Origin of the sequence: Methylobacterium sp. SyP6R, assembly GCF_019216885.1 — a bacterium.
GTDB lineage: Bacteria > Pseudomonadota > Alphaproteobacteria > Rhizobiales > Beijerinckiaceae > Methylobacterium.
The window spans coordinates 2,174,308-2,198,441 of the sequence record NZ_JAAQRC020000001.1; the positions used below are offsets into that span (position 1 = coordinate 2,174,308).

Sequence of the window (24,134 nt, forward strand, 5' to 3'; positions counted from 1 at the left end):
TGCCGCCTCCATCGTGCCGAGTACAGGCGATGACGCCCGCAGCCAGGATGCTGAAATGCAGATCCGGAGCGACGGCGGTCGAGTTCGCCCTGATCGCCTTTCCGTTGGTGATGCTCGTGCTCGGGTTGCTGCAATTCGTGATCTATTGCTACCTGCAGCAAACCGTCAGCGACGCGCTCTATCAGACGGCGTCGGACCCGGAGCCGGAGCTTCTGACGCAGGACAAGTCGGGATATACTGCCAAGTTCTGTGCCAGGATCGCATTCAGCGAAAACTGCCTGAGCCAGACCACCGGAATCAAGATCGAGGCGATGAAGCTCCCGAACGTGCCGACGGCGGCGACCGCGATCACCGGAAGCACCTTCGACACGGGGGCGAGCCAGGACGTCATCCTGCTGCGTGCGACGATGGCGGCCCCGAGGATCATCCCGCTGATCCCGGAACTGGTCGCGAAGGACTCGGTCATCTTCCGCCGATAGAGCTGTGAGTGAGCCCGATGCCGGCCCGCCTCGACACGTTCCTGCGCTCCCGCCGAGGCACGGCTTCGGTGGAGTTCGCCATCATCGGCAGCCTCGCCCTGCTGATGATGGCGGGAACGCACGACATCGTCTTCATGGTCAGCACGAAGCGGGACGTCGACCGGGCTTCCGTCGTCATCGCGCGGGCGATGTCGACCTGCCAGAGCTCGAGCTGCATGTCGAACCTGATCGACGCCTACATCACGCGTCGGGCCAATACGCTCGTCCGTTACCCCAATGCGGCGATCGACATGTACATGATCCAGAAAAACAACGGATCGATCAAAGTCTGCTCGGGCACACGGACGACCATGACGGATGCCGACCTGCTCGCCTCGGCCGGCAACATCATGCGGGACGGCGACATCGGAGCCGCCGTGGTCGTCACCAGCAGCTACACGTCCGTGCTGCCGGCCTTCGTCAAGAGCTATATCAGCCCCTCGGGCGTGTCCTATCGCGGACACGCGATCGACGTCATGTCGAATGCCAGCGCGATCTGCTGACCCCTGGTCCGGCAGCGGAGGCAGGGCGCCGCCGCGTTCCGCGGCAGGCGCCCTCCCCTCTCTCAGGCCGGCGCGCCCGCGGCCTTGGCCTCGCGGCGCCGGGCGTGCAGCACGTACTCGGTGTAGCCGTTGGGCTGGACGCGGCCCTTGAACACCAGATCGCAGGCGGCCTGGAAGGCCGGGCCGTCGAAGCCGGGCGCCATCGGGCGGTAGAGCGGGTCGCCGGCATTCTGGCGGTCGACCACCTTCGCCATGCGCTTCATCGTCTCCATCACCTCGGCCTCCGACACCACGCCGTGATGCAGCCAGTTGGCGATGTGCTGGGACGAGATCCGCAAGGTCGCGCGATCCTCCATGAGGGCCACGTCGTGGATGTCCGGCACCTTGGAGCAGCCGACGCCCTGGTCGATCCAGCGCACGACGTAGCCCAGAATGCTCTGGACGTTGTTGTCGATCTCCTGCTGCACGTCGTCGGGGGCGAAGTTCGAGCGGGCGAGCGGGATCTGCAGGATCTCGTCCAGCGCCGAGCGCGGCCGGCGCGCCAGTTCCTGCTGGCGGGCCTTCACGTCGGTCTCGTGGTAGTGCAGCGCGTGGAGCGTCGCGGCGGTCGGCGAGGGCACCCAGGCGGTCGAGGCGCCGGCCTTGGGGTGGGCCCCCTTCTGCATCAGCATGTCGGCCATCGCGTCGGGCGCCGCCCACATGCCCTTGCCGATCTGCGCCCGGCCGAGCAGCCCGCAGGCCAGCCCGACATCGACGTTGTTCTCCTCGTAGCCCTTGATCCAGGGCGTGCCTTTCATGTCGTTCTTGCGGATGACCGGCCCGGCCTCCATCGAGGTGTGGATCTCGTCGCCGGTGCGGTCGAGGAAGCCGGTATTGATGAACACCACCCGCTCCGCCGCCGCCTTGATGCAGGCGGCGAGGTTCACCGTGGTGCGGCGCTCCTCGTCCATGATGCCCATCTTGAGGGTGTTGGGCGTCAGCCCCAGCATCGCCTCGACGCGGCTGAACAGCTCGACCGCGAAGGCGACCTCGTCCGGCCCGTGCATCTTCGGCTTGACGATGTAGACCGAGCCGCGGCGGCTGTTGCGGATGCCCGAGTCGCTCTTGAGGTCGTGGATCGCGATTAGCGCGGTCACGGCGGCGTCGAGGATGCCCTCCGGCACCTCGGCGCCCGACTCGTCGAGCACCGCGTCGGTGAACATGTGGTGGCCGACATTGCGCACCAGCATCAGCGAGCGGCCGGGCACGCTGACCTCGCCCGCGCCGTCTGGCGCGGTGTAGACCCGGTCGGGGTTGAGCTTGCGCTCGAAGCGCTTACCGTCCTTCTCGACCGCCGCCGAGAGGGTGCCGTTCATCAGGCCGAGCCAGTTGCGGTAGACCACGACCTTGTCGTCGGCATCGACCGCCGCGACCGAATCCTCGAGGTCCATGATGGTCGAGACCGCCGATTCGACCAGCACGTCGGCGACGCCCGAGGCGTCGAAACGGCCGATCCGGTGGGTGCGGTCGAGGGCGATCTCGACGTGCAGGCCGTGATGGCGCAGCAGCAAAGCGGTCGGCGACGTCGCCTTGCCGCGATAGCCGGCGAAGGCCTCCGGCCGGGCGAGCGGGATGGTGTCGCCGGTATTCATGTTGCCGACGAGCTGGCCGCCCTCGACCGCGTAGGTCACCACGTCGGCGTGGCGGCCGCCGGCGAGCGGCACGGTCCGGTCGAGGAAGGCGCGGGCGCGCGCCACCACCCGGGCGCCGCGGGTGCGGTTGTAGCCGCCGCCGCGCACCGCGCCGCCCTCCTCTGACACCGCGTCGGTGCCGTAGAGCGCGTCGTAGAGCGAGCCCCAGCGGGCATTGGCGGCGTTGAGCGCGTAGCGGGCATTCGAGGTCGGTACCACGAGCTGCGGGCCGGCGATGGTGGCGATCTCGTCGTCGACGTTGTCGGTGCGCACCTGGACCGGGCCGGGATCGGGCAGGAGATAGCCGATCTCGGTGAGGAAGGCCTTGTAGGCCGCCTCGTCCACCGGCTTGCCGACCCGCTCGCGGTGATAGGCATCGATACGGGCCTGGATCGCGTCGCGGGTCTCGAGCAGGGCGCGGTTGCGGGGCCCCAAGTCGCGCACGAGGGCCGAGAGGCCGTTCCAGAACGCCTCCGGGGCGATCCCGGTCCCCGGCAGGGCTTCCTCGACCACGAAATCGTGCAGCACACGGGCCACCGACACGCCACCGACCGTCTTGCGATCCATGTTCTTTCCTCCCGCAGGCCCCCGCACGGGCCGCGTCGGCGCTCCCCTTAACAGGGGATGCGGGCGCCAGAAAGCCGGCGCTCCGGCGCAGGCCGGAAGCGCAGGCCTCGCGGGCGGGCTCTCCCGGCGAGCGCCCCGGCGCGTAGTCCGGGATGAGACGACCTGTCGAAAACGTAATGCAGTGTATGGGCGAAAATGCTCCGCTCGAGCGTTCCCTCCCCGTGACAAATGCCGGCCCCCCTCCCATCTCGTGGGCGCCGGGCCGGGCCCGCCCGCCGGCAACCGAAGGAGTACGGCTCCATGAACAGCGAAGAACGCGACGTCATCAACGGCATATTCCAGCGACTGGAGCAGGCCGCGCAGCAGCCCCGCGATGCCGACGCGGAGCGCTTCATCGCCGACAAGATCCGCGCCCAGCCCTACGCTCCCTACGCCATGGCGCAGCTCGTCTACGTGCAGGAGGAGGCGATCAAGAGCCTCAACCAGCAGCTCGAGCAGGCCCGGGCGGAAGCCCAGCGCGGCGGCCAGGGGGCGGGCCAGGGCTCCGGCGGGGGCGGCTTCTTCTCCAGCATCTTCGGCGGCGGCTCGCGGCCCGAGCCGCAGCAGCCGCCGCAGCGTGGCGGCGGCGCCTGGGGCAACCAGGGCGGCGGCTACGGCCAGCAGCCCGGCTACGGCGCTCCCCCGCAGGGCTATCCGCCGCAGCAGGGCGGCTACGCCCCGCAGCAGGGCGGCCCCTGGGGCGGCCAGCCGCAGGCGCCGCAGCGTGCCGGCGGCGGCTTCCTCGCCACCGCCCTGCCGATGGCGGCGGGCGCGGCGGGCGGCATGCTGCTCGGCAGCGCGCTGAGCAACGCCTTCGCGGGCGGGCATTCCTCGCTCGGCAGCATGGCGGGCCTCGGCGGCGCCGGCATGGGCGGCGGCGAGACCGTGGTCGAGAACAACTATTTCGGCAACCAGGGCGGCAGCGAGGATTTCGGCGCACCGCTCGGCGGCGACGATGCCGGCTTCCAGGACGCCTCCTACGACGGCGACATGGGCGATAGCGGCAGCGACGACTGGGTCTGATCGGTCGTGTCGTCCTGACCGAAAGGCCCCGCCGCGGAGACGCGGCGGGGCTTTTTCGTTGGTCGGGTCGTCGTTTCGTCAGATTACCTGCACGCGGGCGCCGACCGGGACGCGCTCGTAGAGGTCCATGACGTCCTCGTTCATCATCCGGATGCAGCCCGAGGAGACCGACTGGCCGATCGTGTGCGGCTCGTTGGTGCCGTGGATGCGGTAGAGCGACGAGCCGAGATAGAGCGCGCGGGCGCCGAGCGGGTTGGCGGGGCCGCCGGCCATGTGGCGGGGCAGGTCGGGGCGGCGGCGCAGCATCTCGGCGGGGGGCGTCCAGTCCGGCCATTCGCGCTTGGCGCTGACCGTCTTCATTCCCGACCAGGTGAAGCCCGGCCGCCCGACGCCGATGCCGTAGCGCAGGGCCCGGCCCCCGGGCTGCACCAGGTAGAGGAAGCGCGACGGCGTATCGATCACCACGGTGCCGGGCCGCTGTCCGCCGTCATAGGCGACCTCCTGGCGCTGGAAGCGCGGATCCATCGCCCGGCCGATCCCCTCCTCCCGGGCCGCCTGGGCGGGGTCCTGCATCGGTAGCGCCGCCTGGCGGGCACGCGGCGCCTCGAGCGGGTCGGGCTGCGAGGCGTAGGATTGAGGCTGAGCGTAGGCTTGCTGTTGAGGATAAGCCTGCGGCCGAGGCCGGGCATAGGCCTGAGACCCGTAGAGGTCCTGGGACCCATAGACCTGCGACGGCACCGGGTCGCCGGAATGCAGGGCGAGTCCGGGCGCGGCCGGCGCATAGCCGACCTGAGCGCCCGAATACCCGGCGGCCGCATATCCGGCGCTGCGGGCATAGGCAGGCCGCTGCCCGTAGACGTCGGCGGCGTAGCCGCGGCCGGTCAGGATCGTGCCGTCCGGGGCGACCGGCATCGGACGTAAGGGGCGGGCGACGGCGCCCGGGTCCTGCCCCGTCATCAGGTACTCGATGAAGCCGCCGCCATAGGCCCCGGGCGCGCTTTGTGCCAGAGCCGGACGGGCCCCGAGCATCGTCCCGAGAGCGGCCGCGATCGCCCCGGCCAGCACCATCCCGCGCACCACCATCGTACCCGTCCTCGAAGCCCGGCCGAGCCGCCGGCGATGGCATGAGGAGAGCAGGGCCCAGAGACCGGACGGTGAACGAACGTGGTGAGCGCTTCGCTAAATCCTTGCGGCGAATCATTAATTCGGCCGCATCGTGAATCCTTCGTCACCGCGGTCGCGCGCTTCGCGCGGCATTCAGCAAATCGCAATCAATCTTCGCGAGATTGGCCCGTGTGGGCCGTGCGACGCGGCCGCGGTTGCAGGCTCTCGTTGCAGGCTCTCTCGGACCCATGAAGAACAAGCGCTTCCGCATCGAGGACAGTCTCGGCGTTTCCTATGCTTCCACCGAGGCGGCCCCGCCGCCGGCCTCGGCCAACGACGACCGGATCTCCGAGATCCTGGCGACGGTCAACGAGTTGAAGCGGCTGACCCAGAGCACCACCGGCGACGTGATCGATGCCTGCCGGCGCGAGATGGCCGAAATCTACGGCATGCGCACCGAGCTCGACGTGATGAAGGCCGCGATCGGCCGGACCAAGCACGAGATCGCGGTGCTGCACCGGCAGGATTTCGACGGCAAGGGCGTGCGACGGGCGGCCGGCGAGCTGGATGCCGTGGTCGACGCCACCGAGCGGGCGACCACCACCATCCTGGCCGCCGTCGAGGACATCGAGACCCACGCCTCGGTGCTGCGCTCGACCGGCGGGCTGAAGGACCAATCCGACGTCGACGCGATCCTCGACCGCACCGTGGTGCTCTACGAGGCCTGCAACTTTCAGGACCTGACCGGCCAGCGCATCAGCAAGATCGTCAGCGTGCTGAAGTTCGTCGAGGACCACATCGACCGGATGATCGACGCCTGGGGCGGGCTCGACGCGTTCAAGGATCTGATGGGCGAGAGCGCCGGCGGCGTCAGCATCGACGACGAGAGCAGCCTGCTCAACGGACCGAAGCTCGACGAGGATCCGGGCCACGTCGACCAGACCGACATCGACGCGCTGTTCGACTGACGGGCGAGATCTTCTCCGATCCACGACCTGATCTTGAAAGTTTGCCTGAGAGATTGCGCCGATCGATCCGACGCACAGTCCGACATCTCTCGACGTCATCCCGGGGCTCGTCGAAGACGAGAACCCGGGATGACATTGAGGGTTTCAATGCGGTTGGCCAGATCAAACGGACTCTGAGGTCATGGGCGGGAAGATGCGTGGAATCTAGACGGGTCCACGCCCGACCATCCGCCCAAGCCGCCCCCACGCCGCCGACAATACCCCCTGGCCCAAGGCCGGCGCGGCCGCCCTCCGCTCCATGCGCCGCAACAGGCCCTCGGCGACCGTCCTCGGGTCGGCCAGCGCCTGCTGGCTTCCGAAGGAGTGGCCGGGCCCCGTCTCCGCCGTGCCCGGCTGGTGGAGGTAGGACACCGCATTGCCGCACAGGGCGTCGACGAGCAGGAAGGTCGGGTTGATCGCCGGCCCGGGGCTCAGCGCCACCACCCGGCGGCCGGGCGGGGCGAAGAGCGCGGTGTGCAGGGCCGAGCCGAGGGAGCCGGCGACCACGCGCCGCCGCGCGAACAGCCGGACCTGATCCGAGAAGCTCATGGCCTCCGGGTGCAGGATCTCGACGCCCTCCCGCGCCAGGATCTCGGTCACCGCCGCCTCGTTGGTGAACCGGCGCACCCCGCCCGCGAGCCGCGTCTTGGCGAGGTAGGCCGGCCGGTCCTCGGCATCGACCTCCTCCGGGGCGTAGCAGCCGGCCCCGATCGCCAGGCACAGGTCGCGAAACACCGTGTGGGCGAAGGCCTCTTCCTGGAAGGAAGGGGCCGGCACGATGGCGCGGCGCAGCCGCATCGGCGCGTCGAAGGCGTGGATGTCGCGCACCGTGAGACCGAGCCGCATCAGGATGTCGATGGCGAAGCGGTAAGGCTGCCAGAGGCTTTCTTGCGTCGGGGCGTAGCACAGGATCGGCGCTCGCGACCGCGCCCGCAGGAGCGGCCAGAACCGCGGCAGGGTGGTGACCAGGAAATGCCCGTAATGCAGATGGGCACCGCCGAGGAACAGGTAGGTCTCCTCCGGCGCCTCGGGCACGCTCGCGGGCAGGCCGGCCGCCCATTCCTCCGGCCAGTCGGTGCGCTGCCAGGACGGCGTGGTGCCGGTGCCGCGGAGATCCACGCTTTCGGGCACGAAGCGGCGCGCGGCATCGAACAAGGCCGAGGGCTGGCCCCGCGCCTCGCTGTGCGGCAGGTAGAGGACGTTCTCGATCACCCGCACGGCCGGCAGGTCGTGCCGGAGCGGGCGGGGTCGGGGCGTCCGGCAGGCGCGGAGCGTCATGCGGCGAGCGGGGTCAAGCGGCGGATCCTCGGCGCGGGCAAGGGACTTCTTCCAAGGATGGCCTTTTAGCGCCCAGGCACGGTCTTTCCAGCGGGGGTCAGGCCGCCTACATCGCCAGCATGAGCCGACAGCCTGGGAACGACGTGCCGCCCGACGCCCTCGACACGATCGAGGACGACGACGAGGCAGTGGACGCCCTCGACGCCTCGCCCGAGATCGACTTCGACCTCGATGCCGGCGCGGGCGCGATCCAGGCCGGCACGGCGGTGATCCGCCGGTTCTGGACCACGCTCCCGACCTCGCCGGGCGTCTACCGGATGTTCGACGCCAAGGGCGACGTGCTCTACGTCGGCAAGGCCAAGAACCTGAAGAACCGGGTCGGCTCCTATGCGCGGGGCCAGGCGCATACCAACCGCATCGCCCGGATGATCGCCGAGACGGCCTCGATGGAGTTCGTCACCACGGCGACCGAGACCGAGGCGCTGCTGCTGGAAGCCAACCTCATCAAGCAGCTGAAGCCCCGCTTCAACGTGCTGATGCGGGACGACAAGTCCCTGCCCTACATCCTGCTGACCGCCGATTCCGACGCGCCCCAGCTCGTCAAGCATCGCGGCGCCCGGCGCCGGGCCGGGCATTATTACGGCCCCTTCGCCAGCGTCTGGGCGGTGAACCGTACGGTCAACGCGCTTCAGCGCGCCTTTCTCTTGCGCTCCTGCTCGGACAGCTACTTCGAGAATCGCACGCGGCCGTGCCTGCTCTACCAGATCAAGCGCTGCTCGGGCCCCTGCACCAAGGAGATCTCGGTCGAGGATTATGCCGGCCTCGCCGCGGAGGCGCGGGGCTTTCTTTCGGGCAAGTCCAACGCGATCAAGGAGCGGATGGCCGCCGAGATGCAGGCCGCGTCCGAGGCCTGGGAGTTCGAGAAGGCGGCGCGCTACCGCGACCGCATCGCCGCGCTCGCCGCCATCCAGGGCGTGCAGGGCGTGAACACGCAAGGCATCGAGGAGGCCGACGTCTTCGCCCTCGACGAGCAGGCCGGCCAGTTCTGCATCGAGGTGTTCTTCTTCCGCAACTGGCAGAACTGGGGCAACCGGGCCTACTTCCCGAAGGCCGACCGCAGCATGAGCCCGGCCGAGGTGCTGGCCTCGTTCGTGGCCCAGTTCTACGACGACAAGCCGGCGCCCCGGCTGGTTCTGGTCTCGCACGAGATCGAGGATGCGGAGCTTCTGGCCGCCGCCCTGTCGACGAAGAGCGAGAACCGGGTCGAGATCCATTGCCCGAAGCGCGCCGAGCGCAAGAACCTCGTCGAGTATGCCGCCCGCAACGCCCGCGAGGCGTTGGCCCGGCGCCTCGCCGACACCGCCTCGCAGGGCAAGCTGCTGGCGGCTTTAGGCACGTCGTTCAACCTCGCGTCGGCGCCGCGGCGCATCGAGGTCTACGACAACTCGCACATCATGGGGACGAACGCCGTCGGGGCGATGATCGTCGCCGGTCCCACCGGCTTCATGAAGACGCACTACCGGACCTTCACCATCAAGTCCGAGGAGGTGAAGCCCGGCGACGATTACGGCATGATGCGCGAGGTGCTGCAACGGCGCTTCAGCCGGCTGGTGAAGGAGCATCCGCGCAACCCGGCCGAGGCCGATCGCGCCGCCGCCGCGGGCGGGGCCGCGGAGCCGGAAACCGCGCCCGATCCGGCCGATTCGGACGCCTTCCCGGCCTGGCCCGATCTCGTGCTGGTCGATGGCGGCCGCGGCCAGCTCGAGGCGGCGCGCAAGGCCCTCGACGAGGTCGGGGTGACCGACGTGCCGCTGGTCGGCATCGCCAAGGGGCGCGACCGCGATGCCGGGCGCGAGACCTTCTTCGTGCCCGGCCAAGCGCCGTTCCGCCTGCCGCCGCGGGACCCGACGCTCTACTTCGTCCAGCGCCTGCGCGACGAGGCCCACCGCTTCGCCATCGGGGCGCACCGGGCCAAGCGCAAGCGCGAGATGGTGAAGAACCCCCTCGACGAGATTCCCGGCATCGGGCCGACGCGCAAGCGCGCACTCCTGCACCATTTCGGGACGGTGAAGGCGATCCAGCGCGCCGCGCTCGAGGATCTCGCCAGGACGCCGGGGGTGAACGCCGCGACGGCCCGCGCCGTCTACGACTTTTTTCATGCGGATGCGTGAGTTGGAGGCGATGCGTGAGCCTTGAGTCGGAGTCCAGCTCTGTTGACGCCCCCTCCCCCCGCGTGGTTTCACCGATGGCGATGAATGTGGCCGTGCCCCGACGCCGCTCGACGGCTCTGAACCTCGCCAACCTCCTGACCTACGGCCGCCTGGTCGCGGTCCCGGTGGTGGTCGCGCTGCTGTTCTGGCCCCAGGACGACACCGCCCGCTGGATCGCCGTCGCGGTCTTCGTCGCGGCCGCGATCACCGACTATCTCGACGGCTACGTCGCCCGCACCTATTCCCAGAGTTCGGCACTCGGGCGGATGCTCGATCCGATTGCCGACAAGCTGCTGGTCGCCGCGAGCCTCCTGATGCTCTGTGCCGACGGGACGATCCGCGGCTGGTCGCTGTGGGCCGCGATCGTGATCCTGTGCCGCGAGATCCTGGTCTCGGGCCTGCGCGAGTACCTGGCCGAGCTCAAGGTCGGCGTGCCGGTGAGCCGGGTCGCCAAGTGGAAGACCGCGGTGCAGCTCGTGGCCCTCGGCGTGCTGATCGCCGGCCCGGCCGGCGAGCGGGTGCTGCCCGGCAACGGCACGGTGGGCCTCGTGCTGCTGTGGCTCGCCGCGGCGCTGACGCTCTATACCGGCTACGACTACATGCGCTCCGGCATCCGCCACGTCATCGACGACGAGAGATGAGCGGTTTTCCCATGAAGCTCGTCTATTTCGCCTGGGTCCGCGAGCGGATCGGCCGCCCGGAGGAAACCCTCGATCTGCCGCCGGAGTTAGCCACGGTCGCCGACCTCGTCGCCTGGCTCAAGAGCCGGGGCGAGGAATACGCCTACGCCTTCGAGACCGAGGGCGTGGTCCGTGCCGCAATCGACCGGGTCCACGCCAAGCCCGAGACGCCGCTCGCCGGGGCGAGCGAGGTGGCGTTCTTCCCGCCGATGACCGGGGGGTGAGGCGGGCTCTTTCTGTTCTCGGAAAATCCAGACCTACGACCTCATCCTGAGGTGTTGGCCCATCGAAAATGGCTGACCTCGAAGGAGGGCTCAAGGGATCGCAGTGGCATCTGGAGCCCTCCTTCGAGGCTCCCTTCGGTCGCATGCGATCTTCGATCGCCAGCACCTCAGGATGAGGTCGCGGGTGGGAGATCGAAAGGACCGCTGGATTACGCCTCGCTCGTCGAACCGGCCTTGAGAGGTGCCCGAATGCCCCGCCCCCTGCCGCTCCTCGCGATCCTGGTCTCGTCGCTCGCCGCCTCCGCCGCCTCCGCCGAGCCGGTGACGATCGGCCCGCTGCTGGAGCATCGCGGGATCTGCGAGGCCTCGGGCGCGGTCGCCTATCCGCGCGGCAGCATCAGTGACAGGTTCCTGGTGGTCGATGACGGATCGACCGTGGTGGGTCTCTACCGGGCTGGGGTCGGCGGCGGCGCGCTGCCGCTCGGCGGCGCCGATATTGCGGGCGCGCTCGCCCTCTCCCCGGACGACCGCAAGGCCGACCTCGAATCCGCGACCTGGCTCGGGCCCGACCTCTACCTGCTCGGCTCGCACAGCCGCCGGCATGGCGGAAAGCAGAGCCCGGGCCGCGGCCGCCTCGCGGCCTTCACGGTCACGGAATCGGGCGGCGTGCCCAGCCTCGTACAGAGGGGCCACGCGGTCAAAGGCCTGCTGCCGGCCTTCGCCGCCCTGTCGCCCCTGTTCGCGTCGCGGATCGGCCTCGACGTGCCGGCCCGGGACGATCTCGATCCCAAGCGCAAGGGCTTCAACATCGAGGGGATGGCGCCGCGCCCGGACGGCACGTCGCTCTGGCTCGGCCTGCGCAACCCGCTCGACACCGACGCGAACGCCCTGCTGGTCCCGCTGGAGAACCCGGCCGAGGCGATCAGTGGCGCCGCCCCGCGCCTCGGCACGCCGGTCGCCCTCGACCTGAAGGGCCGCGGCATCCGCGACCTCGCCATCGTGCCGGAGACCAAGGCCTACCTGATCCTCGCGGGCGGCGCGGGCGGCGGCGGCGAGCCGTTCGACCTCTACCGCTGGTCGGGCAAGCCGGCCGACAAACCCGTCCGGGTCGAGGGCGCCGCGGCGGCCTTCGCGACGATCCCCGACTTCCAGCCCGAGGCGCTGGTGGTCTCCCCGGCCGGCGACCGGGTCCAGGTGCTGAGCGACGACGGCGAGGCGCTCGGCTCCGACGGCAAGCCGTGCGAGGAGTCGAAGGACGGCAAGCGGTTCCGAAGCCTGACCCTCGACCTGCGGTGAGGCGCCGCCTCAACCGCTGAGCGCCGCCGCGAACTCCTTCACGTTGTGGTGCATCATCTCGAGATAGGTCGGGGCCGGCCCGTTGGGCTCCGACAGGGCGTCGGAGAAGACCCGGCCTCCGGCCTTGGCGCCGCTCTCGCGGGCGATCTGCTGCATCAGCCGCGGATCCGAGACGTTCTCGAGGAAGACCGCCGGGATCTTGTCGCGGCGGACCTGCCGGACGATCGCCGCGACGTCGCGGGCGGTGGCCTCGCTCTGGCTCGACACGCCCTGCGGCGCGAGGAACCGCATGCCGTAGGCACGCGCGAAATACCCGAAGGCGTCATGGGTGGTGACGATGCGCCGGCGCGCCTCCGGGATGCCGGCGAGCGCCGTGCGCACCTCCCCGTCGAGGGCGTCGAGCTTCGCCAGATAGGCGGTCGCATTGGCCTGGTAGGCCGCCTTGCCCTCGGGATCGACGCTCGCCAGGCCGTCGCGGATATTGGCGACGTAGGTCTTGGTGTTGGCGACGTTCTGCCAGGCATGCGGATCGACGGCGTGGTCGTGACCGTGGCCGTCATCCGCCTCCTCGATCGGGACGATGCCCTTCGAGGCGACGACGACCTTGGCCTTGGTGCCGGAGGCCTTGATCAGCCGGTCGATCCAGCCCTCGAAGCCGAGGCCGTTGACGACGACGAGGCGCGAAGCCGCCACCGCCTGCGCGTCGGCCGGGGCCGGCACGAAGCTGTGCGCGTCGCCGTTCGGCCCGACCAGGGTCGAGACGGCGACCCGGTCGCCTCCGACCTGCCGCACGAGGTCGCCGAGGATCGAGAAGGTCGCCACCACCCGGACGGGCTCTTGCCGGAGGGGCTCTTGCCGGAGGGGCTCTTGCCGGACGGGCTCTTGCGCCCGCGCCGGCGCAGTCCATGCCAGGCCCAAAGCCACCAGCAGCATCCCGATCCCCAGCCTGCCCATCGCGAAAAACTCCCGGCTCGACGATGCGCCTCACCTAGGCTCGCACGAGAGAGAATGCAACATTGTTACATGGCATGGGGCCGGGACTCTGCCGCGGGGTGGACCTGGGTCGACGACGGGCCCGGAGGCTGAGTCCAGGGTCGCGGCCGTCACGCCGTTCTTGCCGCTCCCGCTCGGACGGCGTCACCGGCGGGCTGGACTCTCCTGCGCGAGCGGGATGCCCCGGCCCGCTGCCCGTCTCTCCTCGGTCTGCCGGCCCCGCTTCGGCACGAAGCGGATCGACGAAAAGCAGAGGCACAGGTTCTCCCCTCTCCGGTGTGGCAGAAGGGACGCCCGCGCTTTGCCTGTTTCCGTCGATTTTTTCGTTAGGTGTTCCTTAACCACGACCCGCGATGGTTCGCTCACATGAACATCGAGGAGATCGGGATGGATCACTTCCAGACGAGCATCCGTGAGCGGGCCTATGCCCTGTGGGAGCGGGACGGCCGCGCGCCGGGCCGCGACGAGCATTACTGGCGCATGGCCGAGCAGGAACTCGCCGAGCAGGCGCGTCCGACCGTGATCGAAGCGCCGGTGGAGACGGTCGCTGCCAAGCCCGTGCGCAAGCCGGCAGCCCGCAAGCCGGCCACCAAGAGCGCCGCCGCGAAGACGGTGGCCGAGGTCGCCGAGGCCGTGGCGAAGCCGGCGCCGCGTCGCCGCCGCGCCGCTGCGGCGGGCGAGAACATCACCACGCACTAAAAAAGCTTGTCGGACGCGCGCCGCAGCCGGCCTCAGCCCCTTCCGCCCTGCGGGAGGGGCTTTTCGTCGACGATCCGGACCGGCATTCCGCCGCGGCGGCGGACCCGCCACAGGAGGACGACGAGGGCGAGGTCGATCATCCCGAGGATCGCCAGCGCCAGGAGCGTCGCGTCCGCACCCGCATGGGCGATCAGGTAGGCGCCCGCGGAGGGCGCGAGGGCCTGGGCGGCGAGGTTCGGCTTCGCCAGGCGTCCGAGCAGCGCCGCGTAGCGCTCGGGGCCGAACAGGGCGAGCGGCAGGGTGCCGCGGCCGATCGAGTAGAGCCCGTTGCCGGCACCGAAGATCATCAGCACGACGACGGGAGCCAGGAAACCGGCCCACAGCAGCACGAGCCCGAACGCCATCAGCACCACCGCGGCGGTGAGCGTCCAGATCGGATGATGCCGGCTGCGATTGGCGACTTCCAGGAGCCGCGCCCCGACCTGCGACGGGCCGATCAGGGTGCCGAGCGACACGGCCGCCGCCAGCGATAGACCGCGATCCTGCAACAGGGTCAGCAGGTGGACGGAAAAGATCGAGGTGGCGATGCCGGTGCAGGTCACGAGAGCCGCGAGGACCAGGAAGACCGGACGCTCGGCCGCATCGAGCGACACCGCCTCGGACCGGCCGCCCCTGGCCTGGGGCCGCGGCGCGGCCGGCGGGACCAGCCGCAGGATCAGCGGCAGGCACAGGCCGAGTTCGAGCGCCGCATAGGTCAGGCAGGTGCCGCGCCAGCCGAGATGGGCGAGCAGGAAGGCCGAGAGCGGCCAGCACAGGGTGCTGGAGAAGCCGCCCCACAGGGTGAGCGCGGTGATCGCCGGCCGCGCATCGGCGCCGTAGAGCCGCCCGAGGGTCGCGAAGGCGGCGTCGTAGAGCCCCGACCCCATTCCGGCGCCGATCACCAGCCAGGCGAGGCCGAAGACCGGCAGGTTCGGCGCCAGCGCCAGCAGGGCGAGCCCGACCGCGAGCAGCCCGGTCGAGACGGCCAGCACCGGGCGCCCGCCGTGACGGCCGATCATCCGGCCGGCGGTCGGCGCGACGGCGCCCGCCACCAGCATCCCGGCGGTGAGGCTGCCGAAGATCCAGGGCAGTCCCCAGCCGGTCTCCGCCGCAATCGACGGCCCGAGCACCGTCAGCAGGTAGTAGCTGCAGCCCCAGGCGAAGATCTGCACGATGCCGAGGGCCGAGATGACCGGCCACCGCCGGTGCGGGATCAGCGGGATCATCAGGCCGTGGCGACCCGGCGCCCGTGCTCGTCGATGACGCGCTCGCCATCCTCCTTGAAGAACTCGCCCTGCGGCGGCGGCAGCAGGTCCAGCACCTGCTCGGAGGGACGGCACAGGCGCACGCCGCGCGGGCTCACGACGAGCGGACGTTCGAGCAGGACCGGATGGGCCGCGATCGCGTCGAGGAGCTGGTCGTCGGTGAGGGCCGGATCGTCGAGGCCGAGCTCGGCGTAAGGAGTCCCCTTCTTGCGCAGCACCTCGCGCAAAGTCAGGCCGGCCCGGTCGAGGAGCCGGCGCAGGAGCTCACGCGTCGGCGGGGTCTTCAGGTACTCGACGACGTGCGGCTCGATGCCGGCATGGCGGATCATCGCCAGCACGTTGCGCGACGTGCCGCAGGCCGGGTTATGGTAGATCACGACGTCCATCGGCGGCCTCCCGCAGCGGGCGCGATTGGCGAAGCCCGCATCCTTTGCCAATCTCTAACGACTTCGCGGGACACTCGTCCACAGGAGTCCGGCGGGCTTGTGGAACATCCCCGGAACACCCATCTAAGATGCTGATTTGCTTCGCCTTCCGCGCTTCACACTGGTGCCGGTGGCGCAAATCGGCTAAGCCGTCCGGCAAGAGAGTGTGAGCCCGCGCGGGCCGCGACGAGAGACAGACCTTGGCAGAGAACGACCCGACCGGCGCCCCCCCGCCCGCGACCGACATCAAGCCCGTCTCGATCACCGACGAGATGCGCCAGTCCTACCTGGCCTACGCGATGAGCGTGATCGTCAGCCGGGCCCTGCCGGATGCGCGCGACGGCCTGAAGCCGGTGCATCGCCGCATCCTGTACTCCATGTACGAGAACGGCTACCTGCCGGACCGCAAGTACGTGAAGTCGGCGCGCATCGTCGGCGACGTGATGGGTCAGTATCACCCGCACGGCGACCAGTCGATCTACGACGCCCTCGTCCGCATGGCGCAGGATTTCGCCATGCGGCTGATGCTGGTCGACGGCCAGGGCAATTTCGGCTCGGTCGACGGCGATCCGCCGGCCGCGATGCGCTACACCGAATCGCGCCTGGCGAAGCCCTCGATGGCCCTCCTCGAGGACATCGACAAGGACACCGTCGACTTCAACCCGAACTACGACGAGTCGAAGGACGAGCCGGCGGTCCTGCCCGCCCGCTTCCCCAACCTCCTCGTCAACGGCGCCGGCGGCATCGCGGTCGGCATGGCGACCAACATCCCGCCGCACAACCTCGGCGAGGTGATCGACGGCTGCATCGCGCTGATCGACGATCCGGCGATCACCATTGAGGGCCTGAACGACATCATCCCGGGCCCGGACTTCCCGACCGGCGGCTCGATCCTCGGGCGCTCGGGCACCCGCTCGGCCTACATGACCGGCCGCGGCTCGGTCATCATGCGGGCGAAGTCCCACATCGAGGAACTGCGCAAGGAGCGCGAGGCCCTGATCTTCACCGAGATCCCGTATCAGGTGAACAAGGCCTCGCTGGTCGAGAAGATCGCCGATCTGGTGCGCGAGAAGCGCGTCGAAGGCATCGCGGATCTCCGCGACGAATCCGACCGTGACGGCATGCGCATCGTGGTCGAGCTGAAGCGCGACGCCGTCGCCGACGTGGTTCTGAACCAGCTCTACCGCTACACGCCTTTGCAGACGAGCTTCGGCTGCAACATGGTGGCGCTCAACGGCGGCCGGCCCGAGCTTCTGAACCTCAAGGACCTGATCCAGGCCTTCATCGACTTCCGCGAGGAGGTCGTCTCCCGCCGCACCAAGTTCCTCTTGAACAAGGCGCGCGAGCGGGCCCACGTCTTGTGCGGTCTCGCCATCGCGGTCGCCAACATCGACGAGGTGATCCGGCTGATCCGCACCTCGCCGGATCCGAACTCGGCCCGCGAGGCCCTGATGTCCCGCGACTGGCCGGCCGAGGACATCGCGCCGCTGATCGCACTGGTCGACGATCCGCGCCATCGGCTCCGCGAGGACGGCACCTACCGCCTGTCCGAGACCCAGGCCCGCGCCATCCTCGACCTGCGGCTGCAGCGCCTGACCGCGCTCGGCCGCGACGAGATCGGCGACGAGCTGAAGCGGCTGGCCGACGAGATCGCCGACTACCTCGACATCCTGCGCTCGCGCGCCCGCATCATGGGCATCGTCAAGCACGAGCTGGCGGAGGTCCGGGCCGAATACGCCACCCCGCGCAGGACCGAGATCCTCGACTGGGATTCCAGCGTCGAGGACGAGGACCTGATCCAGCGCGAGGACATGGTCGTGACCGTGTCGCATGCCGGCTACATCAAGCGCGTCCCGCTCTCGACCTACCGGGCCCAGCGCCGCGGCGGCAAGGGCCGGGCCGGCATGTCGATGCGCGACGAGGATTTCGTCACCCGCCTCTTCGTCGCCAACACCCACACGCCGGTCTTGTTCTTCTCCTCGCAGGGCCAAGCCTACAAGGAGAAGGTGTGGCGGCTGCCGCTCGCGGCGCCGAACGCGCGCGGCAAGGCGCTCGTCAACATCCTGCCCCTCGACCAGGGCAAGGAGCGCATCACCACCATCATGCCGCTACCCGAGGACGAGGCGTCCTGGGAAACGCTCGACGTGATGTTCGCGACCGCCAGCGGCAGCGTGCGGCGCAACAAGCTGTCCGACTTCGTGCAGGTCAACCGCAACGGCAAGATCGCCATGAAGCTCGACGAGGGCGACCACATCGTCCATGTCGAGATCTGCACCGAAGCCGACGACGTGCTGTTGACCACCGGCGCGGGCCAGTGCATCCGCTTCCCGGTCACGGACGTGCGGGTGTTCAAGGGCCGCGATTCGACCGGCGTGCGCGGCATCAACCTCGCCAAGGACGATCGGGTCATCTCGATGACGATCCTGCGCCACTTCGAGGCTTCGCCCGAGGAGCGCCAGGCCTATATGAAGCGCGCCAATGCCGATCGCCGCGCCACCGGCGAGGCGATCGAGCTGCCGGCGGCCCCCGAGCCCGAGGCCGAGGAGGCCGCGGCCTCGATCGACCTGGAGCAGGACCGCTACATCGCCATGGGGGCGGCGGAGCAGTTCGTCCTCACCCTGTCGGAGCGCGGCTACGGCAAGCGCACCTCGTCCTTCGAGTATCGGATCTCCGGCCGCGGGGGGAAGGGCATCAAGGCGATGGAGGTCAATGCCCGCAACGGCAGCCTCGTCGCCTCCTTCCCGGTCGAGACCAGCGACCAGATCATGCTGGTGACGGATGCCGGCAAGCTGATCCGCGTGCCCGTCGACGACATCCGCGTCGTCGGCCGCGCCTCGCAGGGCGTCACGGTGTTCAACACCGACAAGACCGAGAAGGTCGTGTCGGTCGAGCACATTGAGGGCGAGGGCGAGGCGGAAGTCGACGTCGAGGGGGATGGCGGGGAGGTCGAGGGGGCCTGATCGGGCTCTTTCACCCACCTCACGCACAACGCCGTGTCTGCGAGCCGAATCCGCTCGCAGACACGGCGTTTTTGTTTTGGATGATGGACTCCGCGTCGACTGTCTGGAGCCTACTTCGTAATTACGAGGCCGCGCGGCGGAGCCAGGAATGATGGGAGCACAGGACAACACGTTGCGCCGTGCGGGAGCGACGGTTGCCGCGCACGAACCCTCCCCCCCTCTGCAGAGCAGGCCGGGAGAGGGGACACCGTTTCCGGAGAGGTCGCGGCCGTGCTGACGGGCACCATCTGAATCACCGTCGCGCCGCCCCTCTCCCGGCCCCTGCTGACGCAGGGTCCACCCTCCCCCGCAGAGGGGGGAGGGTCCACGCGCGGCAGCCGTCGCTCCGGCTTCCGCAAAGCCTCATGTGGTCGCGTATGGTCGACGCGGGCGTTAGATTGATAAAGCCCACCTACTTCCCGAAATCCACCTTCGCGCCCCGCTCGACGTGCTTCGCGAGATCCCGCGCGTCCCAGTTGGTGAGCCGGACGCAGCCATGCGATTCGGTCTTGCCGACCTTCTCGGGCTCGGGCGTGCCGTGGATGCCGTAGCCGTCGTTACCCGACAGGTCGATCCAGACCAGGCCGACCGGGTTGTTCGGGCCGGGCTTGATGGTGAACTTGCGCTTCGCCTCGACGCCTTGGAATGCGTATTTCGGGTTGTAGGTATAGGTCGGGTCGAAGGCGACCCCCTCGACCTTGAGGACGCCGCTCGGCGCCGGCTTCTCCTCGCTGCCGATCGAGGCCGGGTAGAGGTGGATCAGCGCCCCGTCCTCGCCATAGGCCCGGACCTGGAGCGCGCCCTTGTCGACCGCGATGCGGGTGACCTTCGGCGTCTCGGGCAATTCCTTGCCGGGGATGCGCCCTGTCTCCATCGGCGGCACGGCCGCGACCGTGATCACCGTCCCGGCCTTGGTCAGCGGCTTGCCGGGGTTGAGGGCCTCGAGGAAGTCCTTGCTCATGTGGAAACGCTCGGCCAGCATCTCGGCCGGCGAGGTGTAGGACAACGCCTTCAGATCGGCCTGCTCCTCCATCTTCGGCGGGATCTCCTCCACGAACGGGCCGGCGACGTCCTGCTCGGTCAGCGTATACTCGGTCACCGCCGGATCCTGGCTGGTGCCGGACAGGGTCTGCCACAGGGTCTCGTCGAGCCGCCCGGAAGAGGACTGGCCCTTGGCCTTGGCGAAGCCGGCGAGCGCGCCACGCAGATTGTCGCCGTCGCGCCCGTCGATGGCGCCGGGGGAGAAGCCGGCCCGGTCGAGCAGCACCTGCACCCGCACCGTCAGCGGGTCGGCGCCTTTCTCGGCAGCCTTCGCCGTCTCCTTCTTGCCGGCTTTCTTCTCCTGATCCTTGTCCGGCGCACCGGCGCCGAACTGCGCCTGGTTGATCGCCTCCAGGGTCAGGGGCGCCTCCGCGGCGCCGGCCGCGCCGGACAACCCCATCACCAGCAGAGCTGCCCCGAGCCTCGCCGCCTTCCGCATCCGCCCCTCTCCCGCACACGATGTCAGCCAGGCCTAGAAGCGCCGGATGCCGCCTCCCGTTCCGGATTTTTCGCGCTCACTGGCACAGGCGGTGGCCGGCATTGCGCTCGCGCTCGTCGAGGTGGAGGTGGTTGGCATGCGCCGCATCCGAGCCCGGCCCGAGCACGGTGCGGAAGAAGCCGCAGGCGCGGGCCCTGACGGCGTTCTCGAAAGCCGCCTCGGGCGTGCCCTCCCGCACCGCGCCCACCATCACCGGCGCCCGTCCCTCGAAGGTGAAACCCATCACGTCGACCCCGTTGGCATAGGCGTGCTCGCTGAGCTTGGCGCTCGGGTCGTGGTTCTGGCCGCGGCACTCGTAGGAGCCGCCGATCTGGACGGTCTTCGGCACCGTCGAGAGGGTCCGCTCGGCGATCACCCGCACCTCGGTGCTCCAGCGGCCGAGCGCCTCCGCGGCGACGCAGGTGAGGGTGGCGGCGGGGCTGAGCGGGACGCCGTCGGGCAGCACCGTCACCCGCAGGGGCTTGGCCGCGCCACACAGCCCGTCGGCGAGGGGCGCCACCGACTCGGCCTTGACGCCCAGGCGTTCGAGCCGGCGCAGGCAGGCGGTATCGTCGGGCACGAGGGTGGCGGGGGTGGGCGCCGGGCCGGAGGGCAGGTCGGCGGGCCGCTCGGGCGGCAGCGGCGTCGGCTCGGGGACGGGCGTGTCCTTGTCGGTCTCCTTCGGAACCGCGTCCTTTACGGCGGACTCCTTGGAAGCCGGCTCCTTGGCCACAGGCTCCTTGCTCTCCTCGGGCCGGGGCGGCGGCAACGGCACCTGATCGGCCGGGACCCGGCTCAGAGGCGGCGCACCGCCCGGTGCCTGGGCGGCGGCCGGACCGGCCAGGATCGCGCCTGCCATCAGCGCGGCGAGGATCCGCCCCATCGTCGTCCCCGGCATCGCGCCCCTCCCCAGTTCCGCTCCTCAACGGATGGGCAAGCGTGGCCGTTCCCCCGACTCGTGCTGCTCGCGCGCCCTGCCGCGCTTGCGCCCCGCGCCCCAGGGTCTATCGTCGCCCGCCCTTCGAGCGAGAGGATCAGCATGCGCGGCGTCACGGCGGAGCACGAGCCCAACCCCTTCTCCGAGCCGGCCTGGACCACCCCGCACGGGCTGCCGCCTTTCGAGCGCATCGTGCCCGCGCATTACGAGCCGGCCTTCGAGCGGGCGCTGGCCCAGCACGTCGCCGAGATCGAGGCGATCGCCGGCAATCCGGAGCCCGCGACCTTCGCCAACACGATCGAGGCGATGGAGCGCTCGGGCCAGGCCCTGCGCCGGGTCTCCTCGACCTTCTTCAACCTCACCGGCAGCCACACCAATCCCGAGCTTCAGGCGGTCGAGCGGGCGGTGTCGCCGCGGCTCGCCCGCCACGGCAGCGCGATCTACCTCAATCCGGACCTGTGGGCGCGAGTCTCGGGGATCGCCGAGGACGGCCTGTCCGACGAGCAGAAGCGGGTGCGCGAGCGCTACCGCCTGCGCTTCCGCCGCGCCGGGGCCGAGCTCGACGCCGAATCCAAGGAGCGCATGGCGGCCATCGCATCGCGGCTCGCCGAGCTCGGCACCCAGTTCAGCCAGAACCTGCTCGCCGACGAGGGCGCGTTCACGCTGGAACTGACCGGCGAGGACGATCTTGCCGGCCTTCCGCCCTTCCTGCGTGCCGCAGCGAGCCGGGCCGCCGAGGAGCGCGGGCTGAAGAACAGCCACGTCGTCACCCTGTCGCGCTCGCTGATCGACCCGTTCCTGGTCTTCTCGACGCGGCGCGACTTGCGCGAGCGCGCCTATGCCGCCTGGCTCCGCCGGGGCGAGAACGGGGGGGAGACCGACAACCGGGCGATCATCACCGAGACCCTGCGCCTGCGCGCCGAGCGGGCGCGCCTGCTGGGTTATTCGAGCTACGCCGCCTTCCGCCTCGACGACACGATGGCGGGCAGCGCCGACGCCGCGGTCGGCCTGCTGGAGGAGGTCTGGGCGCCGGCCCGCCGCCGGGCCGAAGCCGAGCGCGACCGGCTCCAGGCGCTCGCCCGCGAGGACGGCCACGATTTCGACCTCGCTCCTCACGACTGGCGCCACTATGCCGAGCGCCTGCGCCGCCGCGAGCACGACCTCGACGAGGGCGAGATCAAGCCGTATCTCCCGCTGGAAGGCATGATCCAGGCGGCCTTCGACACGGCGCACCGCCTGTTCGGCCTCTCCTTCACCGAACTGCCGGACGTGCCGCGCTACCACCCCGAGGTGCGGGCCTGGGAGGTCGCCGACCGGGACGGGCGGGTGATCGGCCTGTTCCTCGGCGATTACTTCGCGCGGCCGAGCAAGCGCTCGGGCGCCTGGATGAGCGGCTTCCGCTCGCAGGAGCGCCTGACCGGCGAGATCACGCCGATCATCGTCAACGTGATGAACTTCGCCAAGGGGGCCGAGGGCGAGCCGTCCCTGCTCTCCTTCGACGATGCCCGCACGCTGTTCCACGAATTCGGCCACGCCCTGCACGGGCTTTTGTCGAACGTGACCTATCCGATGCTCGCCGGCACCGCTGTGGCAGGCGACTTCGTCGAGTTGCCGTCCCAGCTCTACGAGCACTGGCTGGAACAGCCGGAGGTTTTGCGGTCGCACGCCCGCCACTACCGCACCGGCGAACCGATGCCCGAGGACCTGCTGGCCCGGCTGCTCGCCGCCCGCACCTTCAACCAGGGCTTCGCCACGGTGGAATACACGGCGTCGGCCATCGTCGACCTCGACCTGCACCTGTCGCCGGAGGCCGAGGGCGGCATCGATCCGCTCGCCTTCGAGGCCGAGTCGCTGCGCCGCATCGGCATGCCGGGCGAGATCGCGATGCGCCACCGCACGCCGCATTTCCAGCACATCTTCGCCGGGGAAGGCTACGCGGCGGGCTATTACAGCTATCTCTGGTCCGAGGTGCTGGACGCCGACGCCTTCGACGCCTTCCGGGAAGCGGGCGACATCTTCGATCCCGCCACCGCGGAACGGCTGCGCACCTACGTCTACGGTGCCGGGAACCTGCGCGATGCCCGCAGTGCCTACATCGCCTTCCGCGGTCGGCTGCCGAGCACCGGGCCGCTCTTGCGCAAGCGGGGGCTGGCGGTATGATGCCGCCTACCTTATGAAATATATTCAAGTATTGTCGGGCGGCATCACGCCGCCCGACGGCAATTTATATTCTAATGGCGTGGATCTAATTTCTGCACTGTAAATAAAATGATGAGAATTGTAAATAAATATGAAGAAATAGCCCATGGCGAGATTAAATCCGCGGCCGATCGCTGGGGCCTCTCTGTTTATCCAAAAGTTCGCGTAGCGGATGTCATATCCCTTGATGACGTTGGAGCGACTGGCGAGCTAAGGCGTTTCGGACTTCAATCACATTTTGATTTTGTCATTTGTCGTCAAAATTGGGATCCGGTTTATGCGATCGAATTTGATGGGCACCTCCACACAACGCCAACACAAATCTCACGAGATTCAAAAAAAGACGAACTATGCAAGCGCGATAATTTTCCAATATTGAGAATAAATAGTAGATACCTGAATAAAAATTTTGGTCCGATGTCACTTGTTGCATGGATTATTGATGTTTACGAGCTACAAACGGAATTTGAACGCTTGCAGGTGGACGGCCAAATTCCACCGGACGAGCCCTTCGATCCATTCTTTATGATGAGCATTGATGCGGCAGAGGAAAGATTTCCTTACTGGCTGTCTGCAAAACCCCGTATTTATATACGAAATTTATACAAAAAAGGAAAAATAGTAGTTCCATCATCGTCTGGATTTATCGGATACGATACAAATGATGTTATGTGGGGGATGGAATATATCCAGCTAACCAAAGAAAATGGGTTGTATGTGCGATCTGCTATGAGGCCTCAGCATTTTCCAATAAATCTTGGCGATCTACTAGACGAAATTCTGTCGGTTCAGCTGAGCCGCGAAGTGCTACAATGGGATAAAAATCAAGCAGGCGCCCTGCCAATGAGCAAAATATATTTAATAGCTGATAAATTAAAGTCAAATATAAACGTTTCCAGATCTCACTCGTGCGGACAAATAAAATAAAATATATTTCGTG

At 68.8% G+C, this 24,134-nt stretch carries 20 protein-coding genes; 12 read left to right on the forward strand and 8 right to left on the reverse strand.

All coding sequences use genetic code 11. The features are described 5' to 3' along the window. Window positions 1-29 precede the first annotated feature (29 nt). Entirely contained in the window at window positions 30-479 is a 450-nt protein-coding gene (locus HBB12_RS10060; RefSeq protein WP_236989218.1) for a TadE family protein, read from the forward strand. 17 nt (window positions 480-496) lie between these two features. Continuing rightward, window positions 497-1,021 (forward strand): TadE/TadG family type IV pilus assembly protein, encoded by a 525-nt coding sequence (locus HBB12_RS10065; RefSeq protein WP_236989219.1) that lies wholly within the window; start codon window positions 497-499, stop codon window positions 1,019-1,021. 62 nt (window positions 1,022-1,083) lie between these two features. Here the strand turns inward: HBB12_RS10065 and HBB12_RS10070 are convergent, their stop codons facing one another. Then, entirely contained in the window at window positions 1,084-3,258 is a 2,175-nt protein-coding gene (locus HBB12_RS10070; protein WP_236989220.1) for a malate synthase G, read from the reverse strand. 300 nt (window positions 3,259-3,558) lie between these two features. Here HBB12_RS10070 and HBB12_RS10075 point away from each other — a divergent pair, with 300 nt between their 5' ends. Continuing rightward, complete coding sequence (locus HBB12_RS10075) at window positions 3,559-4,320, forward strand: DUF2076 domain-containing protein (protein ID WP_236989221.1); 762 nt, start codon at window positions 3,559-3,561, stop codon at window positions 4,318-4,320. A gap of 78 nt (window positions 4,321-4,398) precedes the next feature. Here HBB12_RS10075 and HBB12_RS10080 read toward each other — a convergent pair whose 3' ends face one another. After that, entirely contained in the window at window positions 4,399-5,205 is an 807-nt protein-coding gene (locus HBB12_RS10080) for a L,D-transpeptidase (RefSeq protein WP_465251170.1), read from the reverse strand. Window positions 5,206-5,672: 467 nt separating this feature from the next. On the opposite strand from HBB12_RS10080, the gene HBB12_RS10085 reads away from it, so the two are divergent. Continuing rightward, window positions 5,673-6,392: a protein phosphatase CheZ gene (locus HBB12_RS10085; RefSeq protein WP_236989223.1), complete on the forward strand. Its 720-nt coding sequence runs from the start codon at window positions 5,673-5,675 to the stop codon at window positions 6,390-6,392. Window positions 6,393-6,596: 204 nt separating this feature from the next. On the opposite strand, the gene HBB12_RS10090 is transcribed toward HBB12_RS10085, so the two are convergent. Further along, the gene (locus HBB12_RS10090) at window positions 6,597-7,709 is read right to left on the reverse strand and encodes a glycosyltransferase family 61 protein (RefSeq protein WP_272913259.1); all 1,113 of its coding nucleotides are present in this window, start codon (window positions 7,707-7,709) and stop codon (window positions 6,597-6,599) included. A 119-nt stretch (window positions 7,710-7,828) separates the two neighbouring features. Between HBB12_RS10090 and uvrC the strand changes: the two genes are divergently transcribed. The 4 genes from uvrC (at window position 7,829) to HBB12_RS10110 (ending at window position 12,119) form a co-directional block, all read left to right on the forward strand. Then, window positions 7,829-9,880, forward strand: a complete 2,052-nt coding sequence (gene uvrC, locus HBB12_RS10095) for an excinuclease ABC subunit UvrC (protein WP_236989224.1) — start codon at window positions 7,829-7,831, stop codon at window positions 9,878-9,880. 80 nt (window positions 9,881-9,960) lie between these two features. After that, on the forward strand, window positions 9,961-10,560 hold the full coding sequence (pgsA, locus tag HBB12_RS10100; RefSeq protein WP_236992732.1) for a CDP-diacylglycerol--glycerol-3-phosphate 3-phosphatidyltransferase: 600 nt from the start codon (window positions 9,961-9,963) through the stop codon (window positions 10,558-10,560). Between the two features lie 11 nt (window positions 10,561-10,571). Beyond that, window positions 10,572-10,823, forward strand: a complete 252-nt coding sequence (moaD, locus tag HBB12_RS10105) for a molybdopterin converting factor subunit 1 (protein ID WP_236992733.1) — start codon at window positions 10,572-10,574, stop codon at window positions 10,821-10,823. Between the two features lie 249 nt (window positions 10,824-11,072). Further along, a complete protein-coding gene (locus HBB12_RS10110; RefSeq protein ID WP_236989225.1) occupies window positions 11,073-12,119 on the forward strand; it encodes a DUF3616 domain-containing protein in 1,047 nt (348 codons plus the stop codon). A 9-nt stretch (window positions 12,120-12,128) separates the two neighbouring features. Here HBB12_RS10110 and HBB12_RS10115 read toward each other — a convergent pair whose 3' ends face one another. Continuing rightward, on the reverse strand, window positions 12,129-13,073 hold the full coding sequence (locus HBB12_RS10115; protein WP_236989226.1) for a metal ABC transporter substrate-binding protein: 945 nt from the start codon (window positions 13,071-13,073) through the stop codon (window positions 12,129-12,131). Window positions 13,074-13,499: 426 nt separating this feature from the next. Here HBB12_RS10115 and HBB12_RS34260 point away from each other — a divergent pair, with 426 nt between their 5' ends. After that, window positions 13,500-13,811 (forward strand): DUF2934 domain-containing protein, encoded by a 312-nt coding sequence (locus tag HBB12_RS34260; RefSeq protein ID WP_272913260.1) that lies wholly within the window; start codon window positions 13,500-13,502, stop codon window positions 13,809-13,811. 32 nt (window positions 13,812-13,843) lie between these two features. On the opposite strand, the gene HBB12_RS10130 is transcribed toward HBB12_RS34260, so the two are convergent. Together HBB12_RS10130 and arsC are read right to left on the reverse strand one after the other, a co-directional pair. Continuing rightward, window positions 13,844-15,076, reverse strand: a complete 1,233-nt coding sequence (locus tag HBB12_RS10130) for an MFS transporter (protein ID WP_236989227.1) — start codon at window positions 15,074-15,076, stop codon at window positions 13,844-13,846. Continuing rightward, the gene (gene arsC / locus HBB12_RS10135; RefSeq protein WP_236989228.1) at window positions 15,076-15,501 is read right to left on the reverse strand and encodes an arsenate reductase (glutaredoxin); all 426 of its coding nucleotides are present in this window, start codon (window positions 15,499-15,501) and stop codon (window positions 15,076-15,078) included. Before arsC ends, HBB12_RS10130 begins: the two co-directional genes overlap by 1 nt. A gap of 239 nt (window positions 15,502-15,740) precedes the next feature. Between arsC and gyrA the strand changes: the two genes are divergently transcribed. Beyond that, the gene (gyrA, locus tag HBB12_RS10140; protein ID WP_236989229.1) at window positions 15,741-18,500 is read left to right on the forward strand and encodes a DNA gyrase subunit A; all 2,760 of its coding nucleotides are present in this window, start codon (window positions 15,741-15,743) and stop codon (window positions 18,498-18,500) included. Between the two features lie 451 nt (window positions 18,501-18,951). Here gyrA and HBB12_RS10145 read toward each other — a convergent pair whose 3' ends face one another. Continuing rightward, window positions 18,952-20,019 carry a L,D-transpeptidase gene (locus HBB12_RS10145; protein WP_236989230.1) on the reverse strand — a complete coding sequence of 356 codons (1,068 nt, stop codon included), beginning with the start codon at window positions 20,017-20,019 and terminating at the stop codon, window positions 18,952-18,954. 76 nt (window positions 20,020-20,095) lie between these two features. Continuing rightward, window positions 20,096-20,956, reverse strand: coding sequence for an extensin-like domain-containing protein (locus tag HBB12_RS10150; RefSeq protein ID WP_236989231.1), 861 nt, complete (start codon window positions 20,954-20,956; stop codon window positions 20,096-20,098). A gap of 141 nt (window positions 20,957-21,097) precedes the next feature. Between HBB12_RS10150 and HBB12_RS10155 the strand changes: the two genes are divergently transcribed. Together HBB12_RS10155 and HBB12_RS10160 are read left to right on the forward strand one after the other, a co-directional pair. Then, window positions 21,098-23,155 (forward strand): M3 family metallopeptidase, encoded by a 2,058-nt coding sequence (locus tag HBB12_RS10155; RefSeq protein ID WP_236989232.1) that lies wholly within the window; start codon window positions 21,098-21,100, stop codon window positions 23,153-23,155. Window positions 23,156-23,263: 108 nt separating this feature from the next. Continuing rightward, window positions 23,264-24,121 (forward strand): DUF2726 domain-containing protein, encoded by an 858-nt coding sequence (locus tag HBB12_RS10160; protein WP_236989233.1) that lies wholly within the window; start codon window positions 23,264-23,266, stop codon window positions 24,119-24,121. The last annotated feature ends 13 nt before the right edge of the window (window positions 24,122-24,134 follow it).

Excerpts from the sequence above, each read along its gene's own strand:
- HBB12_RS10075 (WP_236989221.1), top strand. The coding sequence starts at position 3,559 with ATGAACAGCGAAGAACGCGACGTCATCAACGGCATATTCCAGCGACTG.
- HBB12_RS34260 (WP_272913260.1), top strand. The coding sequence starts at position 13,500 with ATGGATCACTTCCAGACGAGCATCCGTGAGCGGGCCTATGCCCTGTGG.
- HBB12_RS10085 (WP_236989223.1), top strand. The coding sequence starts at position 5,673 with ATGAAGAACAAGCGCTTCCGCATCGAGGACAGTCTCGGCGTTTCCTAT.
- uvrC (WP_236989224.1), top strand. The coding sequence starts at position 7,829 with ATGAGCCGACAGCCTGGGAACGACGTGCCGCCCGACGCCCTCGACACG.
- moaD (WP_236992733.1), top strand. The coding sequence starts at position 10,572 with ATGAAGCTCGTCTATTTCGCCTGGGTCCGCGAGCGGATCGGCCGCCCG.
- HBB12_RS10150 (WP_236989231.1), bottom strand. The coding sequence starts at position 20,956 with ATGCCGGGGACGACGATGGGGCGGATCCTCGCCGCGCTGATGGCAGGC.
- pgsA (WP_236992732.1), top strand. The coding sequence starts at position 9,961 with ATGAATGTGGCCGTGCCCCGACGCCGCTCGACGGCTCTGAACCTCGCC.
- arsC (WP_236989228.1), bottom strand. The coding sequence starts at position 15,501 with ATGGACGTCGTGATCTACCATAACCCGGCCTGCGGCACGTCGCGCAAC.
- HBB12_RS10155 (WP_236989232.1), top strand. The coding sequence starts at position 21,098 with ATGCGCGGCGTCACGGCGGAGCACGAGCCCAACCCCTTCTCCGAGCCG.
- HBB12_RS10065 (WP_236989219.1), top strand. The coding sequence starts at position 497 with ATGCCGGCCCGCCTCGACACGTTCCTGCGCTCCCGCCGAGGCACGGCT.
- HBB12_RS10160 (WP_236989233.1), top strand. The coding sequence starts at position 23,264 with ATGATGAGAATTGTAAATAAATATGAAGAAATAGCCCATGGCGAGATT.
- HBB12_RS10090 (WP_272913259.1), bottom strand. The coding sequence starts at position 7,709 with ATGACGCTCCGCGCCTGCCGGACGCCCCGACCCCGCCCGCTCCGGCAC.
- HBB12_RS10110 (WP_236989225.1), top strand. The coding sequence starts at position 11,073 with ATGCCCCGCCCCCTGCCGCTCCTCGCGATCCTGGTCTCGTCGCTCGCC.
- HBB12_RS10130 (WP_236989227.1), bottom strand. The coding sequence starts at position 15,076 with ATGATCCCGCTGATCCCGCACCGGCGGTGGCCGGTCATCTCGGCCCTC.
- HBB12_RS10115 (WP_236989226.1), bottom strand. The coding sequence starts at position 13,073 with ATGGGCAGGCTGGGGATCGGGATGCTGCTGGTGGCTTTGGGCCTGGCA.
- HBB12_RS10145 (WP_236989230.1), bottom strand. The coding sequence starts at position 20,019 with ATGCGGAAGGCGGCGAGGCTCGGGGCAGCTCTGCTGGTGATGGGGTTG.
- HBB12_RS10070 (WP_236989220.1), bottom strand. The coding sequence starts at position 3,258 with ATGGATCGCAAGACGGTCGGTGGCGTGTCGGTGGCCCGTGTGCTGCAC.
- HBB12_RS10060 (WP_236989218.1), top strand. The coding sequence starts at position 30 with ATGACGCCCGCAGCCAGGATGCTGAAATGCAGATCCGGAGCGACGGCG.